Annotated in this window: 16 protein-coding genes; 11 read left to right on the forward strand and 5 right to left on the reverse strand. The window is 69.7% G+C overall.

Features of this window, described 5'->3' with window-relative positions:
• The first annotated feature begins 95 nt into the window (after nt 1-95).
• The 8 genes from OG729_RS30185 to OG729_RS30220 all read left to right on the forward strand — a co-directional run bounded on the left by OG729_RS30185 (nt 96) and on the right by OG729_RS30220 (nt 7,291).
• Nucleotides 96-1,307 carry a phosphoglycerate kinase gene (locus OG729_RS30185; protein ID WP_360873771.1) on the forward strand — a complete coding sequence of 404 codons (1,212 nt, stop codon included), beginning with the start codon at nt 96-98 and terminating at the stop codon, nt 1,305-1,307.
• A gap of 5 nt (nt 1,308-1,312) precedes the next feature.
• Complete coding sequence (gene tpiA / locus OG729_RS30190; protein WP_360873768.1) at nt 1,313-2,089, forward strand: triose-phosphate isomerase; 777 nt, start codon at nt 1,313-1,315, stop codon at nt 2,087-2,089.
• A 96-nt stretch (nt 2,090-2,185) separates the two neighbouring features.
• On the forward strand, nt 2,186-2,422 hold the full coding sequence (secG, locus tag OG729_RS30195) for a preprotein translocase subunit SecG (protein WP_360873765.1): 237 nt from the start codon (nt 2,186-2,188) through the stop codon (nt 2,420-2,422).
• 134 nt (nt 2,423-2,556) lie between these two features.
• Complete coding sequence (locus OG729_RS30200) at nt 2,557-2,892, forward strand: RNA polymerase-binding protein RbpA (protein WP_078947476.1); 336 nt, start codon at nt 2,557-2,559, stop codon at nt 2,890-2,892.
• 236 nt (nt 2,893-3,128) lie between these two features.
• Entirely contained in the window at nt 3,129-4,781 is a 1,653-nt protein-coding gene (pgi, locus tag OG729_RS30205; protein ID WP_405811337.1) for a glucose-6-phosphate isomerase, read from the forward strand.
• Between the two features lie 4 nt (nt 4,782-4,785).
• Nucleotides 4,786-5,295 carry a PH domain-containing protein gene (locus OG729_RS30210; protein WP_360873762.1) on the forward strand — a complete coding sequence of 170 codons (510 nt, stop codon included), beginning with the start codon at nt 4,786-4,788 and terminating at the stop codon, nt 5,293-5,295.
• Nucleotides 5,292-6,884: a PH domain-containing protein gene (locus OG729_RS30215; RefSeq protein ID WP_405809037.1), complete on the forward strand. Its 1,593-nt coding sequence runs from the start codon at nt 5,292-5,294 to the stop codon at nt 6,882-6,884. Before OG729_RS30210 ends, OG729_RS30215 begins: the two co-directional genes overlap by 4 nt.
• Complete coding sequence (locus OG729_RS30220) at nt 6,881-7,291, forward strand: DUF3052 domain-containing protein (RefSeq protein ID WP_405809039.1); 411 nt, start codon at nt 6,881-6,883, stop codon at nt 7,289-7,291. The genes OG729_RS30215 and OG729_RS30220 overlap by 4 nt, the downstream gene beginning before the upstream one ends.
• A 188-nt stretch (nt 7,292-7,479) precedes the next feature.
• Here the strand turns inward: OG729_RS30220 and pgl are convergent, their stop codons facing one another.
• From pgl to tkt, 5 genes are read right to left on the reverse strand one after another with little or no spacing between them, the layout of a single operon-like run.
• Nucleotides 7,480-8,262: a 6-phosphogluconolactonase gene (pgl, locus tag OG729_RS30225; protein ID WP_360873753.1), complete on the reverse strand. Its 783-nt coding sequence runs from the start codon at nt 8,260-8,262 to the stop codon at nt 7,480-7,482.
• Entirely contained in the window at nt 8,259-9,293 is a 1,035-nt protein-coding gene (opcA, locus tag OG729_RS30230; protein WP_405809040.1) for a glucose-6-phosphate dehydrogenase assembly protein OpcA, read from the reverse strand. Before opcA ends, pgl begins: the two co-directional genes overlap by 4 nt.
• Complete coding sequence (zwf, locus tag OG729_RS30235) at nt 9,290-10,810, reverse strand: glucose-6-phosphate dehydrogenase (RefSeq protein ID WP_360874079.1); 1,521 nt, start codon at nt 10,808-10,810, stop codon at nt 9,290-9,292. Before zwf ends, opcA begins: the two co-directional genes overlap by 4 nt.
• 3 nt (nt 10,811-10,813) lie before the next feature.
• Nucleotides 10,814-11,932 carry a transaldolase gene (gene tal / locus OG729_RS30240; protein WP_405809042.1) on the reverse strand — a complete coding sequence of 373 codons (1,119 nt, stop codon included), beginning with the start codon at nt 11,930-11,932 and terminating at the stop codon, nt 10,814-10,816.
• Between the two features lie 34 nt (nt 11,933-11,966).
• The gene (tkt, locus tag OG729_RS30245; RefSeq protein ID WP_360873745.1) at nt 11,967-14,054 is read right to left on the reverse strand and encodes a transketolase; all 2,088 of its coding nucleotides are present in this window, start codon (nt 14,052-14,054) and stop codon (nt 11,967-11,969) included.
• 317 nt (nt 14,055-14,371) lie between these two features.
• On the opposite strand from tkt, the gene OG729_RS30250 reads away from it, so the two are divergent.
• From OG729_RS30250 to OG729_RS30260, 3 genes are all read left to right on the forward strand, one after another.
• Nucleotides 14,372-15,319 carry a heme o synthase gene (locus tag OG729_RS30250; protein ID WP_360873742.1) on the forward strand — a complete coding sequence of 316 codons (948 nt, stop codon included), beginning with the start codon at nt 14,372-14,374 and terminating at the stop codon, nt 15,317-15,319.
• 148 nt (nt 15,320-15,467) lie between these two features.
• Entirely contained in the window at nt 15,468-15,809 is a 342-nt protein-coding gene (locus OG729_RS30255) for a hypothetical protein (protein WP_405809045.1), read from the forward strand.
• 65 nt (nt 15,810-15,874) lie between these two features.
• Nucleotides 15,875-16,960, forward strand: a complete 1,086-nt coding sequence (locus OG729_RS30260; protein ID WP_405809046.1) for an amidohydrolase family protein — start codon at nt 15,875-15,877, stop codon at nt 16,958-16,960.
• The last annotated feature ends 27 nt before the right edge of the window (nt 16,961-16,987 follow it).

The raw sequence follows: 16,987 nt of genomic DNA on the forward strand, positions 1-16,987 counted from the left end.
AGCACCACGATGTAAGCGACAGGGCTCGGGCAGCGCAACGCAGCGCGGTTCGAGCCCTGTAGCACGTCCCAGCCCCTCTGAGGAGCCGTAATTCCATGAAGACGATCGATCAACTTCTCGCCGAAGGGGTCGCCGGTAAGCGGGTATTCGTCCGCGCCGACCTCAATGTGCCGCTCGACGGCACGGCCATCACCGACGACGGCCGTATTCGAGCTGTTGTGCCGACGATCGCCAAGCTCGCCGAGGCGGGCGCGCGCGTCGTCGTCGCGTCCCACCTGGGCCGCCCCAAGGGCGCCCCGGAGCCGGCGTTCTCGCTCGCCCCCGTGGCCGGGCGGCTCGGCGAACTGCTCGGCGCCGAGGTCGCCTTCGCGACCGACACCGTCGGCGAGTCCGCCGAGGCCGTCGTCGCGGGCCTCGCCGACGGCCAGGTGGCCGTCATCGAGAACCTTCGCTTCAACGCCGGCGAGACCAGCAAGGACGACGCCGAGCGCGGCGCCTTCGCCGACCAGCTCGCGCAGCTCGCCGATCTGTACGTCGGCGACGGCTTCGGGGCCGTGCACCGCAAGCACGCCTCGGTGTACGACCTCCCGGCCCGGCTGCCGCACGCCGCCGGCTACCTCATCGCCACCGAGGTCGCGGTCCTGAAGAAGCTCACCGAGGAGGTCAAGCGCCCGTACGTCGTCGTACTCGGCGGCGCCAAGGTCTCCGACAAGCTCGGCGTCATCGACGAGCTGCTGGGCAAGGCCGACCGCATCCTCATCGGCGGCGGCATGGCCTACACCTTCCTCAAGGCCAAGGGGTACGAGGTCGGCATCTCCCTCCTTCAGGCGGACCAGATCCCGACCGTCACCGAGTACATGGAGCGCGCCGAGAAGAACGGCGTCGAGCTGATCCTGCCGGTCGACGTGCTGGCCGCGGGCGAGTTCCCCGACCTGAAGACCAAGGCCCCGGCCGACTTCATCACGGTCGACGCGGACAAGATCCCCGCCGACAAGGAGGGCCTGGACATCGGCCCGAAGTCGCGCGAACTGTTCGCCGCCAAGATCGCCGACGCCGAGACCGTCTTCTGGAACGGCCCGGTCGGCGTCTTCGAGCACCCCGACTACGCCGGGGGCACCAAGGCGGTCGCCCAGGCGCTGCTCGACGGCAACGGCTTCACCGTCGTCGGCGGCGGCGACTCGGCCGCCGCCGTCCGCACGCTCGGTTTTGACGAGAACGCATTCGGCCACATTTCCACCGGCGGTGGCGCCAGCCTCGAGTACCTCGAGGGCAAGACGCTCCCCGGCCTCGCCGCACTGGAGGACTGAACACCGTGAGTGACCGTATCCCGCTGATGGCGGGCAACTGGAAGATGAACCTCAACCACCTCGAGGCCATCGCCCATGTCCAGAAGCTCGCCTTCGCCCTGGCGGACAAGGACTACGAGGCCGTGGAGGTCGCCGTCCTGCCGCCCTTCACCGACCTGCGGTCCGTGCAGACCCTGGTCGACGGCGACAAGCTCAAGATCAAGTACGGCGCCCAGGATCTCTCGGCGCAGGACTCCGGTGCGTACACCGGCGAGATCTCGGGCTCGATGCTGGCCAAGCTGAAGTGCACCTATGTCGCCGTGGGCCACTCCGAGCGCCGGCAGTACCACGCCGAGACGGACGAGATCTGCAATGCCAAGGTGAAGGCCGCGTACAAGCACGGCCTGACCCCGATCCTCTGCATCGGCGAGGGCCTGGACATCCGCAAGGCCGGACAGCAGGTCGAGTACACGCTCGCGCAGCTCGACGGCGGCCTCAAGGACATCCCGGCCGAGCAGGCCGAGTCCATCGTGATCGCCTACGAGCCGGTCTGGGCCATCGGCACCGGCGAGGTCGCGACCCCCGGGGACGCCCAGGAGGTCTGCGGTGCGATCCGCGGGCGTCTTGCCGAGCTGTACTCGCAGGAGCTGGCCGACAAGGTCCGCATCCAGTACGGCGGCTCGGTCAAGGCCAACAACGTCGCCTCGATCATGGCGCAGCCCGATGTGGACGGTGCCCTGGTGGGCGGTGCGGCGCTGGACGCCGACGAGTTCGTCAAGATCGTCCGGTTCCGCGACCAGTGAGTATGCGGTAGCGCGGATCCGTCGTACCCTTGCGGGGGCCGTGGCTCTGAGCCCGGCCCCCGTCGTCCATATCAGTCCTAGGAAGTTGGTCCAGCCGTGATTGTCGGGTTCTCGATTGCCCTGATCGTCTTCAGCCTGCTGATGATGCTGCTGGTGCTGATGCACAAGGGGAAGGGCGGCGGCCTCTCCGACATGTTCGGTGGCGGAATGCAGTCCTCGGTGGGCGGCTCGTCGGTCGCCGAGCGCAACCTCGACCGGATCACCGTAGTGATCGGTCTGCTGTGGTTTGCGTGCATTGTCGTACTTGGTCTGCTGCTCAAGCTGGACAGCTGACCCAAGCCTTCCCCGTCCCGGGCTGGGGTGTAACTCCAATCACTGGACGAGCGTTGGGCCTTACGTAGACTGGGGCACCGCGGCGCAGCCGCTGTGAGACGCTGTGCAGCACCATCACGCAGGGAGTTACGACCGTGGCAAGTGGCAACGCGATCCGGGGAAGCCGGGTCGGAGCGGGGCCGATGGGTGAGGCCGAGCGGGGCGAGTCCGCGCCGCGCCTGCGCATCTCCTTCTGGTGCTCGAACGGGCACGAGACGCAGCCGAGCTTCGCCAGTGACGCACAGGTCCCGGACAACTGGGACTGCCCGCGCTGCGGCTTCCCGGCCGGTCAGGATCGGGACAATCCGCCGGACCCGCCGCGTACGGAGCCGTACAAGACGCATCTCGCCTATGTGCGCGAGCGGCGCAGCGACGCGGACGGCGAAGCGATTCTCGCCGAGGCGCTTGCCAAACTGCGGGGCGAGATCTAGAAGTTCTGGTCCGGCCGGACACCCCAGGGTGCACGGCCGGACTTTTCTTTGACGGTCAGTGCCTCCTCGACCGGCTTACCCGGCTTTCCGTGGCCCCTTTGCGATCGCCGTCGTCCCCAAGCGCAGCGCGGATTCTTCATGCCGGCAGTCGCGTCCCCCACCTCGCTGATCAATTAGGTTGGGAACCGCAGCGGGGCACGCAGGCAGGTACGAGAAGAAGTGGGCTGATGTCCAAAATGAACGCAGAAGGACGTACCAGGCTCAACCGGACGCCGGAATGGATCGCTCTCGGCAAGCACCGGGAGCAGCTGGGACAGACGCATCTGCGGGAGCTGTTCGCGGCCGGTCAGGACCGCGGCAGCGCGTACACCCTCCAGGTCGGCGATCTCTACCTGGACTACTCCAAGCATCTGGTGACCGACGAGACGCTGGCGCTGCTGCGCGAGCTGGCCGTGGCCACCGACGTCGCCGGGCTGCGGGACGCGATGTTCCGCGGCGAGAAGATCAACACCACCGAGGACCGGGCCGTCCTGCACACGGCGCTGCGCGCGCCGCGGGACGCCGTGATCGAGGTGGACGGCGAGAACGTGGTGCCGGCAGTGCACGCGGTGCTCGACAGGATGAGCGCCTTCTCCGAGCGGATCAGGTCCGGCGAGTGGACCGGCCACACCGGCAGGCGCATCCGTAACGTTGTCAACATCGGCATCGGCGGCTCCGACCTGGGCCCGGCCATGGCGTACGAGGCGCTGCGCGCCTACACCGCGCGCGATCTGACGTTCCGTTTCGTCTCGAACGTCGACGGGGCCGATCTGCACGAAGCCGTACGGGACTTGGACGCGGCCGAGACGCTGTTCATCATCGCCTCCAAGACCTTCACCACCATCGAGACCATCACCAACGCCACCTCGGCACGCGACTGGCTGCTCACCGGGCTGGGAGCCGGCCAGGAGGCCGTCGCCAAGCACTTCGTGGCGCTGTCGACGAACGCCGAGAAGGTCGCCGACTTCGGCATCGACACGGCGAACATGTTCGAGTTCTGGGACTGGGTCGGCGGGAGGTACTCGTACGACTCCGCGATCGGGCTCTCGCTGATGATCGCGATCGGCCCGGGGCGCTTCCGGGAGATGCTGGACGGCTTCCATCTGATCGACGAGCACTTCCGCACCGCCCCGGCACAGGCCAACGCGCCGATGCTGCTGGGCCTGCTCGGGGTCTGGTACAACGAGTTCTTCGACGCGCAGTCGCATGCCGTGCTGCCGTACTCCCACTATCTGAGCAAGTTCACCGCCTATCTCCAGCAGCTCGACATGGAGTCCAACGGCAAGTCCGTGGACCGCGAGGGCAACCGGGTGGACTGGCAGACGGGTCCCGTCGTCTGGGGCACGCCGGGCACCAACGGCCAGCACGCGTACTACCAGTTGATCCACCAGGGCACCAAGTTCATCCCGGCGGACTTCATCGGCTTCGCCAAGCCCGTCGAGGATCTGTCGCCGGGCCTGGCCGACCAGCACGATCTGCTGATGGCCAACTTCTTCGCGCAGACGCAGGCGCTGGCCTTCGGCAAGACGCCTCAGGAGGTGCGGGCGGAGGGCGTGCCCGAGGAGCTGGTGGCGCACAAGACGTTCCAGGGCAACCACCCGACGACCACGATCCTCGCCAAGGAGCTGACCCCGTCCGTGCTGGGCCAGTTGATCGCACTGTACGAGCACAAGGTGTTCGTCCAGGGGGCCGTCTGGAACATCGACTCCTTCGACCAGTGGGGAGTCGAGCTCGGCAAGGTGCTCGCCAAGAGGATCGAGCCGGTGCTGACGGCAGGCACAGGTGGCGAGCAGCTGGACGGCTCGACCGCGACGCTCGTGGACACATACCGCACGCTGCGCGGTCGTTGAGCCGATGACGGGGGAGAGCGGGGAGGGCGCGGTGCGGCTGAGGCCGCCCAACCAGGCGCTGAACGAGCGGGTCGTCGGCTGGTGGCGCGTCCAGTTGCTGCTGACGACCGCTGTCCCGGTGGCAGTCGTGGCTGTGCTGGGCGCGCTCCTTGCGCCCGCGCGCCCATGGCTGCTGACCATCGCCGGAGCGCTGGCGGTGCTGGGTCTGGCCGGCACCGCCTTCCTCCCTGTGTGGTGGTTCCGGCTGCACCGCTGGGAGGTCACGGACGAAGCGGTCTACGTCCGCACGGGGGCGTTCTGGCAGGAGTGGCGGATCGCGCCCATGTCCCGGATCCAGACGGTGGACACGGTGCGTGGACCGCTGGAGCAGGCGTTCCGGCTCGCCACGGTGACCGTCACGACGGCCTCGTCCAAGGGCGCGATCAGGATCGAGGGGCTCGACCATGAGCTCGCCGCGGAGCTGGCGGAGCGGCTGACCCGGATAACCCGGGCGACGCCCGGGGACGCGACATGAGCGAGCCCGCGGGGGCGCCCGGGGTTCCTGCGCCCCGCGAGGCGGCGACCGTGGCGGAGTGGCGGCGGCTGGACCGGCGTACGGTCCTCGTCACCGCGTGCGTGATGGCGGGTGTCGCCGCGGGCGGCGGGCTGCCCACCGCCCTCGGCCTCGCGGGGGGCATGCCGCCGTGGCAGGCATTCGGCTGGGTGCTGGTCGGAACCGTGCTGCTGATCGCGGCCGGCAGCGCCGCGGACTACGTACGGTGGCGCAGGACCCGCTACCGCATCGGCCCCGAGCGCGCCGAACTTCATACGGGACTGCTGCTGGTCAAACGCCGTTCGCTGGCCCGCGAACGGATACGCAGCGTCGACCTGTCCGCCAATCCGCTGCTTCGGATACTCGGTCTGGTCAAGGTGCGCATCGGCACCGGCGAGCACACCGGCGGCGAGTCCACGCTGGAGCTCGACGCGGTCAGCAAGGCGGAGGGCGAGCGGCTGCGTACGGAGTTGCTCGCCCGGGTGGCGACCGCTGCCGGCCCGCACCGGGAGGGCCGGCTCGCCGCCCTCGACCCGTCCTGGATCCGCTACGCACCGGTCTCGTTCGTGGCCCCGCTCCTCGGCGGCGCGGCGGTCGGTGGCGTGATGCAGGTCAGCGAGTGGTTCGGGGCGCAGGGCAAGGTCATCGACTGGGTGCGGGACCGCTTCCAGGACACCCCCCTCCTCTGGATGGTCGTGGTGCTCGTGGTCGCGGCCGTGGCCGCGGGTGTCGTCGGTGCGCTCGGTCTCTGGATCGAGATGTGGTGGAACTACCGCCTGGAGCGGGAGCCGGGCGGCACACTCCGGGTGCGGCGAGGCCTGTTCACCGCACGCTCGATATCCATAGAGGAGCGCCGCCTGCGCGGAGTGGAACTCGTCGAGCCGCTCGGCATCAGACTCTTCGGCGCCGCCCGCCTCGACGCGGTCGCCACCGGCCTCACCGACGACGAGCAGGACAAGCACGCCGACCTCAAGGTGCTGCTGCCACCCGCCCCGCGTGAGGTTGCGGACGAGGCGGCCGCGCAGGTGCTGCGAGAGCCCGTCTCCCCGACGAGCGCGGCCCGCCTGACCGCCCACCCCTCGGCCGCCCGCACCCGCCGACTGCGCTGGGCACTCGCCTCGGCGCTGCTGCCCCCGCTGACGCTGGCGGCTCTGGGTGCCTGGCTCACTCCCGTACTGCTGTACATCGCGGGTGCCTGCGCGGTCGTGGCACTGCCGGCCGCGGTCGTCCTCGCCCTGGACGCGTACCGCAGCCTGGGTCACGGCATCAGCGGCGGCTACCTCCTGGCCCGCTCCGGCACGGTCCGGCGCGCGACGGTCGCGCTCCAGCGCGGCGGTGTCATCGGCTGGACGGTGAAGCAGTCGCTCTTCCAGCGCCGCGCCGGAGTCCTGAACCTGACGGCCACGACGGCAGCGGGAGCGGGGGCGTACTCGGTGTACGACGCGGCGGAGGGCGAGGGGCTGGAGTTCGCGGCGGAGGCGGTGCCGGGGCTGCTGGAACCGTTCCTCGTACGGGACGACCGGGTGGCGGGATGCGGTGCGGCCGAGGGCGGCGCGACAATCCCCGTATGACCGCATCCGGGTACTCGGGCACTCCGCTGGCCAAGAAGATCGGCATCAAACCGGGTCAGCACGTCGTGCTCAGGCACCGGCCCCGGGGCTGGTCGATCCCTGATCTGCCCGAAGGGGTCACGGTGGGGGAGCGTGGCTCGCGGGATGCCGATGTGACGCTTGCGTTCTACCGCACGCACGGCGATCTGGCGGCCGAGGCGGCGACGCTGGTGGAGGGCCTGGCGGACCGGGCGATGCTCTGGATCGCGTGGCCGCGGAAGGCCGGGGGCCACGAGAGTGACATCACGGAGAACGGGTTGCGGGAGTTGTTTCTGCCCCGGGGGGTGGTGGATGTGAAGGTTGCGGCGCTGGGGGAGGACTGGTCGGGCCTGAAGTTCGTCCGCCGCGTGGAGAATCGGGCGGGCTGAACACCTGCCTGTTCCCCACCCCGCCCTCCCCCTACGGCCTGGCGGCCGTGGGAGGTACCCCCATCTCGTAACCGGGGCTACGCCCCGGACCCCGTACGCCCTTCGGGCGTTGTCCTCAATCGCCGGACGGGCTTGATTTCCGCCTCGCCGGCGATTGTGGTGCGGGGGTCTGGGGCAGAGCCTCCGGTTCAGGGCGACGCAGGCGGGTACAGCCCTCTCGGGAGTTGGGACGCCGCAGCCGCGTCCAGTAGCCACAGCGTCCGGCTCCGGCCATACGCACCCGCTGCCGGGGCCTGGACCTCGCCCGCTCCCGACAGGGCCATCGCCACCGCCTTCGCCTTGTCCTCGCCCGCAGCCAGCAGCCATACCTCGCGTGCCGCCCGGATCGCCGGGAGGGTCAGGGAGATGCGGGTCGGCGGGGGCTTGGGGGCGCCGTGGACTCCGACCACCGTGCGGGACGATTCGCGGACCGCGGGGAGCTCGGGGAAGAGCGATGCCACATGCGTGTCCGGGCCGACGCCCAGCATCAGCACATCGAACGTCGGCACCGGACCGTGGTCCTCCGGCCCTGCCGCCGCGGCGAGTTCGGCGGCGTACGCAGCGGCCGCGGCATCCGCGTCGTTGCCGTGCGGACCGTCCGACGCGGGCATCGCATGCACCCGCGCCGGGTCCACCGGCACGCTGTCCAGCAGGGCCTCGCGGGCCTGCGTGACATTGCGCTCCGGGTCGCCTTCCGGCAGGAACCGCTCGTCGCCCCACCACAGGTCGAGCCGCGGCCAGTCGATCGCGTCCCGGGCCGGGGAGGCTCCGAGCGCGCCCAGCAGGGCGTTGCCGTTGCGGCCGCCCGTCAGGACCACCGACGCCGAACCGCGCGCGGCCTGGGCGTCCACGATCTTCGTGATCAGCCGGGCCGCCGCGGCCTGCGCCATCAGCTCCTTGTCGCGGTGGACGACGAGCTGCGGCGCACTCACTTCGATGCCGCCTTCTTGGCCGGGGCGGCCTTCTTGGCGGGGGAAGCCTTCGGCGCGGACTTCGCATCGCCCTCGGACTTCGGCGCATCCGCAGCCGACGGGTCCCCGTCGGCCAGCCGGCCCACGCCGAACCGCAGCGCGGATGCGTAGGTGTCGTCCGGGTCCAGCCGCCGCAGCTCCTCCGCGATCAGCTCGGACGTCTCACGCCGCTTCAGCGCCACCGCACGGTCCGGCTGCCCCTGGATGGACAGCGTTGCCAGTGAGCCGTCCGCCCGGTCCAGCCCGATCGGCCCGCTGTCGGTCGCCATCCGTACCGCCGTGAGGCCGGGACCGGACGAGCGCGACCGCTTCACGGGCACATCCAGCCGGTCCGCCAGCCACATCGCGAGCAGCTCGCAGCTCGGGTTGAACTCCTCGCCCTCCACCTCTACCGATGTGACCTTGCAGTCGACCTGGTCCAGAGCCGCCGCGAGCATCGAGCGCCACGGCGTGATCCGGGTCCAGGCCAGGTCGGTGTCGCCCGGCGTGTAGGTCTCGGTGCGCGCCGTCAGCTCGTGCACCGGCTGCTCGGAGGCGTACGTGTCCGTCACGCGGCGCTGTGCCAGCGCACCCAGCGGGTCGTTGGCCGGGTCGGTCGGCGCGTTCACCGGCCACCAGACCACGACGGGCGCGTCCGGCAGCAGCAGCGGGAGGACCACCGACTGGGCGTGGTTGATGACCTCGCCGTACAGCCGCAGCACGACCGTCTCGCCGGTGCCGGCGTCCGCGCCGACCCGCACCTCGGCGTCCAGGCGTGGCTTCGCGCGGTCGCGCGGGGAGCGCGAGACCCGCTTGATGACGACCAGCTTGCGCGAAGGGTGTTCACGCGACGCCTCGTTGGCCGCCTTCAGCGCGTCGTAGGCGTTTTCCTCGTCGGTGACGATGACCAGGGTGAGCACCATGCCGACGGCCGGCGTGCCGATTGCCCGCCGCCCCTGCACCAGTGCCTTGTTGATCTTGCTGGAGGTGGTGTCCGTAAGGTCGATCTTCATGGCCGACGCCAGCTCCGTCCGTCTCGTGCGAGCATTTCGTCCGCCTCGACCGGCCCCCACGTACCGGCCGGGTACTGCGCGGGCTTGCCGTGCTTGTCCCAGAACTGCTCGATCGGGTCGAGGATCTTCCAGGACAGTTCGACCTCCGTCAGCCTCGGGAAGAGGTTGGAGTCGCCGAGCAGGACGTCGAGGATCAGCCGCTCGTAGGCCTCGGGGCTGGACTCCGTGAAGGACTCGCCGTACGCGAAGTCCATCGAGACGTCCCGGACCTCCATCGAGGTGCCCGGCACCTTCGAGCCGAACCGCAGCGTTACGCCCTCGTCCGGCTGGACCCGGATGACCAGGGCGTTCTGCCCGAGTTCCTCGGTGGCCGTGTGGTCGAAGGGGGAGTGCGGGGCGCGCTGGAAGATGACCGCGATCTCGGTGACCCGACGGCCGAGCCGTTTGCCGGTGCGGAGATAGAACGGGACGCCCGCCCAGCGGCGGTTGTCGATCTCCAGCTTTATGGCCGCGTACGTGTCGGTGTTCGACTGGGGGTCGATGCCGTCTTCCTGGAGATAGCCGACGACCTGCTCGCCGCCCTGCCAGCCCGCGGCGTACTGCGCGCGCACCGTGCCGGCGGCCAGGTCCTTGGGCAGCTTCACCGCGCCCAGCACCTTGGTCTTCTCGGCCGCGAGCGCGTCCGCCTCGAAGGAGGCGGGCTCCTCCATCGCCGTCAGCGCGAGCAGCTGGAGGAGGTGGTTCTGGATGACGTCACGGGCGGCGCCGATGCCGTCGTAATAGCCGGCCCGGCCGCCGATGCCGATGTCCTCGGCCATGGTGATCTGCACATGGTCCACGTACGACCGGTTCCAGATCGGCTCGAAGAGCGTGTTCGCGAAGCGCAGCGCCAGAATGTTCTGGACGGTCTCCTTGCCCAGGTAGTGGTCGATCCGGAAGACCTCGTTGGCCGGGAAGACGTCGTGCACCACCTGGTTGAGCTCCATGGCGGAGGCCAGGTCGTGGCCGAAGGGCTTCTCGATGACCGCGCGGCGCCAGGAGCCCTTCTGCTCGGCCAGTCCGTGCTTCTTGAGCTGCTTGACGACCTTGGGGAAGAACTTCGGCGGTACGGACAGATAGAAGGCGAAGTTGCCCCCGGTGCCCTGCACCTCGTCCAGCTCCGCGATCGTCTTCTTCAGCGTCTCGAAGGCGTCGTCGTCGTCGAAGTCGCCCTGGACGAAGCGCATCCCCTGGATGAGCTGCTGCCAGACCTCTTCGCGGAACGGTGTACGGGCATGGGCCTTGACGGCGTCGTGGACCTCCTGCGCGAAGTCCTCGTGCTGCCACTCGCGGCGGGCGAAGCCGACGAGCGAGAAGCCCGGCGGCAGCAGACCGCGATTGGCCAGGTCATAGATGGCAGGCATCAACTTTTTACGGGACAAATCGCCCGTGACACCGAAAATGACCAGGCCCGACGGCCCCGCGATACGCGGGAGCCGTCGGTCTGCGGGGTCACGCAGCGGATTGCTGCTTGGCAGTGTTCAGCCCTCCGAAGGAGCGAGGCGTTCGAGCTCGGCCTCGGTCGACTTGAGCAGGTCGTTCCAGGACGCCTCGAACTTCTCGACGCCCTCGTCCTCGAGCAGCTGTACCACCTCGTCGTAGGAGATACCGAGCTTCTCCACGGCGGCGAGTTCGGCGCGGGCCTGCTCGTACCTGCCGCGCACGGTGTCACCGGTGATCCCACCGTGGTCGGCGGTGGCCTCGAGCGTGGCCTCCGGCATGGTGTTGACCGTGCCGGGCGCGACGAGCTCGTCGACGTACAGCGTGTCCTTGTACGCCGGGTCCTTGACGCCTGTCGAGGCCCACAGCGGACGCTGCTTATTGGCCTGCGCCTTGTCCAGCGCGGCCCAGCGGTCGGAGGAGAAGACCTCCTCGTACGCCTCGTACGCCAGCCGGGCGTTGGCGACGGCCGCCTTGCCGCGGGCCTCCTTGGCCTCGGGCGTGCCCAGGGCGTCCAGACGCTTGTCGATCTCGGTGTCCACGCGGGACACGAAGAAGGACGCCACGGACTGGATCTTGGAGAGGTCCAGGCCGGCGGCCTTCGCCTTCTCCAGGCCGGCCAGGTAGGCGTCCATGACCTCGCGGTAGCGCTGCAGCGAGAAGATCAGCGTGACGTTGACGCTGATGCCCCTGCCGATGACCTCGGTGATGGCCGGCAGGCCGGCCCTGGTCGCCGGGATCTTGATCAGCGTGTTCGGGCGGTCCACCAGCCAGGCGAGCTGCTTGGCCTCGGCGATGGTCGCCGGGGTGTTGTGCGCCAGGCGCGGGTCCACCTCGATGGAGACCCGGCCGTCCTGACCGCCGGTGGCGTCGAAGACCGGCCGCAGGATGTCGGCGGCGTCGCGGACGTCCGCCGTCGTGATCATCCGTACGGCTTCCTCGACGGTCACCTTGCGCACGGCGAGGTCGGTGAGCTGCTGCTCGTAACCGTCACCGTGCGAGATCGCCTTCTGGAAGATCGAAGGGTTGGTGGTGACGCCCACCACGTGCTGCTGGTCGATGAGTTCGGCGAGATTGCCGGACGTGATCCGCTTGCGGGACAGGTCGTCGAGCCAGATCGCGACGCCTTCGTCGGAGAGGCGCTTGAGTGCGTCTGTCATGAGAATTGCATCTCCTACTAGTCGTATACCGGCGTCAGCGCGCGGCGGCTTCAAGAGATTCCCGCGCGGCGGCGGCCACGTTCTCGGCAGTGAAGCCGAACTCGCGGAAGAGGACCTTGCCGTCGGCCGAAGCGCCGAAGTGCTCCAGCGAAACGATGCGGCCCGCGTCGCCGACGAAACGGTGCCAGGTCAGACCGATACCGGCCTCGACCGCCACCCGCGCCTTCACGGCGGGCGGCAGCACGGAGTCCCGGTACCCCTGGTCCTGCTCCTCGAACCACTCGACGGACGGCATCGAGACGACCCGGGTCGGGATGCCCGCGGCCTGCAGCTGCTCGCGCGCCTCGACGGCGATGTGCACCTCGGAGCCGGTGCCGATGAGCACGACCTGCGGCTCGCCGCCCTCGGCGTCGAACAGGACGTAACCGCCCTTTGCCGCATCCTCGTTGCGCTCGTACGTCGGCACACCCTGGCGGGTCAGCGCCAGGCCGTGCGGGGCGCCCACACCGAACTTCTTGGTGTAGCGCTTGAGGATCTCGCGCCACGCCACCGCGGTCTCGTTCGCGTCGGCCGGGCGGACGATGTTCAGGCCCGGGATGGCGCGCAGCGAGGCCAGGTGCTCCACCGGCTGGTGGGTCGGGCCGTCCTCGCCGAGACCGATCGAGTCGTGCGTCCAGACGTATGTCACCGGAAGGTGCATCAACGCCGAGAGCCGCACCGCGTTGCGCATGTAGTCGGAGAACACCAGGAAGGTGCCGCCGTAGATGCGGGTGTTGCCGTGCAGCGCGATGCCGTTCATGGACGCGGCCATCGCGTGCTCACGGATGCCGAAGTGGATCGTGCGGCCGTACGGGTCGGCCCCCGGCAGCGGGTTGCCCTTGGGCAGGAACGACGAGGTCTTGTCGATCGTCGTGTTGTTCGAGCCCGCGAGGTCGGCGGAACCGCCCCACAGCTCCGGGATGACCGCGCCCAGCGCCTGCAGGATCTTCCCGGAGGCGGCGCGGGTGGCGACGCTCTTGCCGGTCTCGAACTCCGGAAGCTTCTCCTCCCAGCCCGCGGGCAGCTCGGTCGAGCGGATCCGGTCGAACTCGGCCGCGCGCTCCGGGTTGGCGGTGCGCCAGGCGGCGAACGTCTTCTCCCACTCGCCCTTGGCCTCGCGGCCACGGTCGAGCGCCTCGCGCGTGTGCGCGAGAACCTCGTCGGAGACCTCGAAGGACTTCTCCGGATCGAAGCCGAGGACGCGCTTGGTGGCCGCGACCTCCTCGTCGCCGAGCGCCGAGCCGTGCGCGGCCTCGGTGTTCTGCGCGTGCGGGGCGGGCCAGGCGATGATCGAGCGGGCCGCGATGAAGGAGGGGCGCTCGGTCTCGGCCTGCGCCGCCTTCAGGGCCCGGTAGAGCCCGGCCGGGTCGAGGTCGCCGTTGGGCAGCTGCTCGACGCGCTGGACATGCCAGCCGTACGCCTCGTAACGCTTGAGGGTGTCCTCCGAGACAGCCGTCTCGGTGTCGCCCTCGATGGAGATGTGGTTGTCGTCCCACAGCATCACCAGGTTGCCGAGCTTCTGGTGCCCGGCCAGCGAGGAGGCCTCGGCGGAGATGCCCTCCTGGAGGCAGCCGTCGCCGGCGATGACCCAGATGGTGTGGTCGAACGGGGAGTTGCCCGTGGGGGCCTGCGGGTCGAACAGGCCGCGCTCGTAGCGGGAGGCCATGGCCATGCCCACGGCGTTGGCGACACCCTGGCCGAGCGGCCCGGTCGTCGTCTCGACGCCCGGGGTGTGCCCGTACTCCGGGTGGCCGGGGGTCTTCGAGCCCCAGGTCCTGAAGGCCTTGAGGTCGTCGAGCTCCAGGCCGTACCCGGCCAGGTAGAGCTGGATGTAGAGCGTCAGCGACGAGTGGCCCGCGGACAGCACGAACCGGTCGCGGCCGGTCCAGTCCGGGTCGGCGGGGTCGTGCTTCATCAGCTTCTGGAACAGGACGTACGCGGCGGGCGCGAGGCTCATGGCCGTACCGGGGTGGCCGTTGCCGACCTTCTGTACGGAATCCATGGCCAGGACGCGGACGGTGTCAACAGCCCGCTGGTCCAGATCGGTCCACTCGAGGTCTGTGGTGGTCGGCTTGGTGCTCACCCTGTGTCAGGGCTCCTCTCCACATGTTCGTATCCCGGTGACGACGGAAGCACCGGGCGTTGTCGAGCCTACCCCCGGAGCTATGGGCAACTTTTCGAGTGTTCGCCATTCAAAACACCGGACACAGCCAGGGTGCCGTCCCGGCCGGGTCTGCGCCTGTCGGCGATGTATACGCGCGCCGTGCGGCGGCGGCTCAACACGAGCCCACCCCCGCGAAGATCGGTGTCTGGGCAACGTCTAGAGTGGCGTGGTACGCGCAAGTCTTTACCGGGTCTTCACTCCCGGAGCTTGCTGGGATTTCTCTGTCAGGGGTGTGCGTGACGGCCGTCGAGTCCCGACCCGCAGGGGTCGTCTTGACTCCCAGCCCGGGGGGCCATCGGCCGTTCGGGGCCCGCGTCAAGGCATTCGTGGCGCTGACCAAGCCGCGCATCATCGAGCTGCTGCTGATCACCACCGTTCCGGTGATGTTCCTAGCCGCCCAGGATGTGCCCGACCTCTGGCTCGTGCTGACCACGTGCGTCGGCGGCTACCTCTCCGCGGGCGGCGCCAACGCGCTCAACATGTACATCGACCGCGACATCGACGCCCTGATGGACCGCACCTCGCAGCGACCTCTGGTCACCGGAATGGTCTCCCCGCGCGAGGGCCTGGTCTTCGGCCTGGTGCTCGCCGTCGTCTCCACCCTCTGGTTCGGTCTGCTGGTCAACTGGCTGTCGGCCGCGCTGTCGCTGGGCGCCCTGCTCTTCTACGTCATCGTCTACACGATGATCCTCAAGCGCCGCACCGCGCAGAACATCGTCTGGGGCGGCATCGCCGGCTGTATGCCGGTGCTGATCGGCTGGTCCGCCGTCACCAACTCGATGTCGTGGGCGGCGGTCATCCTCTTCCTGGTCATCTTCTTCTGGACGCCGCCGCACTACTGGCCGCTGTCGATGAAGGTCAAGGAGGACTACGCGCGCGTGGGCGTCCCGATGCTCCCCGTCGTCGCCTCCAACAGGGTCGTGGCCCGCCAGATCGTCCTCTACAGCTGGGTGATGGTCGCGGTCTCCCTGCTGCTGACGCCGCTCGGCTACACCGGCTGGTTCTATACCGCGGTGGCGCTGGTGACGGGCGGCTGGTGGCTGTGGGAGGCGCACTCCCTGCAGAACCGCGCGAAGAGCGGGGTGACGGGCGGCAAGCTCAAGGAGATGCGGCTCTTCCACTGGTCCATCACCTATGTCTCGCTGCTCTTCGTGGCGGTCGCGGTGGACCCCTTCCTGCGCTGAACCCTCTTTTGTCCAGCCCGTCCGGGGGTCCCCCCGGACGAAGTCCGGTGGAGATTGAGGACCGGGGGTCCGGGGGCGGAGCCCTCAGTGGCCCGCGCCACGTGACCCCCGCCTCGTCAGGACGCGTACCCGCGAGTAGCATCGCAGCATGGCAGAGACCCAGGTGGACGAGATGCAGGCAGCCCGCGCGGAGCGAAAGGCGGCCAAGCTCGCCAAGCAGATCAGCGCCTTCGCCAAGGCGCACGGCGGCGCCGAGGGGCAGCTCGCGTACATCGGTCAGATGGGCACCCGCATCGTGCTCGTCGGCGAGGACGGCAGCTGGGGCGACCTCGTCGCGCCGACCCACGCCATCGCGGAGGCCGCCGCGAAGCAGGCCGGGATCACGCTGCACGAGTCCTTCGACGGCGACTTCGCGGCGAAGGTCCGCACCGGTCCGTACGAGTGGAAGCGGATGGCAGGCATCCAGCTCGGCGGCCCGTCCAACGGCTGAGCAACACCTCACCCGGGTGTCCCACGTTAGGACTGTGGAAACACAGTCCATGACTGGGAGCCCGGATGATCGACACACCGACCCTCGTGGACCAGTACTGCCACGGAGTGCTCCGCACGGAGCTGGGCCTCGGCACCTTCGAGGCGCATCTGGGCAGGACCGCGGGACCGCCCGCCCCCGGCACCACCTTCTTCGACACCCAGACCGGCTTCGCGGTACGGCGCTGGTGCCCACCGCTGCTGGGTCTTGAGCCGCACTGCCCGCCCGCCCGTTATCTCGCCCGCCGCCGTGAGCTGGGCGTACTGGAGTCGGGCAGGCGGCTGCTCAGAGGCAGCGGAATCTCCACGTATCTGGTCGACACCGGGCTGCCGGGGGATCTGACCGGGCCGCCCGAGATCGCCGCGGCGGGTGCGGCGCAGGCGCGGGAAATCGTGCGTCTGGAACTGGTGGCGGAACAGGTCGCCGACACCTCGGGCACGGTCGACAGCTTTCTCGCCAATCTCGCCGAGGGCGTCCACGGAGCCGCCGCGTCCGCCGTCGCCTTCACCTCCGTCGCCGCCGTGGGACACGGGCTCGCCCTCGCCCCGGAGCCACCCGGCCCGGGCGAGGTCCGCGGGGCGGCCGGACGCTGGCTGGCCGGACGGCAGGTCGGCGGCCAGATCACCGATCCCGTACTGGTGCGGCATCTGCTGTGGATCGCGGTCGCGTCAGGGCTGCCGCTCCAGCTCCACGTCGGCGTGGAGGACCCGATGCTGATGGCCGGCTTCGCGGCCGCCACCGCGGGGCTCGGCACCGATCTGGTGCTGCTGCACGGCTATCCGTACCACCGTCATGCCGCACATCTGGCGAGCGTCTTTCCGCACGTGTACGCCGATCTGGGACCCGCCCTCGTGCATACGGGGGCGCGGGCCGCGGCCGTCCTCGCGGAGATCCTGGAGCTCGCGCCGTTCGGGAAGCTTCTCTTCTCCAGCGGTGCGCGCGGGCTGCCCGAGCTTCATGTGGTGGGCGCGCGGATCTTCCGCGAGGCGCTTGCGCGGGTGCTCGGAGACTGGGTCGGCGACGGGGCCTGGGCCCGTGCGGACGCGGACCGGGTCGCCGAGATGATCGCGGCGGGCAACGCCCGCCGCATCTACGGACTGTCGGACGGCTGAGTGACCAAGGGGGCGCGCCCGGTGTCG

This window comes from Streptomyces sp. NBC_00210, from assembly GCF_045160975.1.
Taxonomy (GTDB): Bacteria; Actinomycetota; Actinomycetes; order Streptomycetales; family Streptomycetaceae; genus Streptomyces.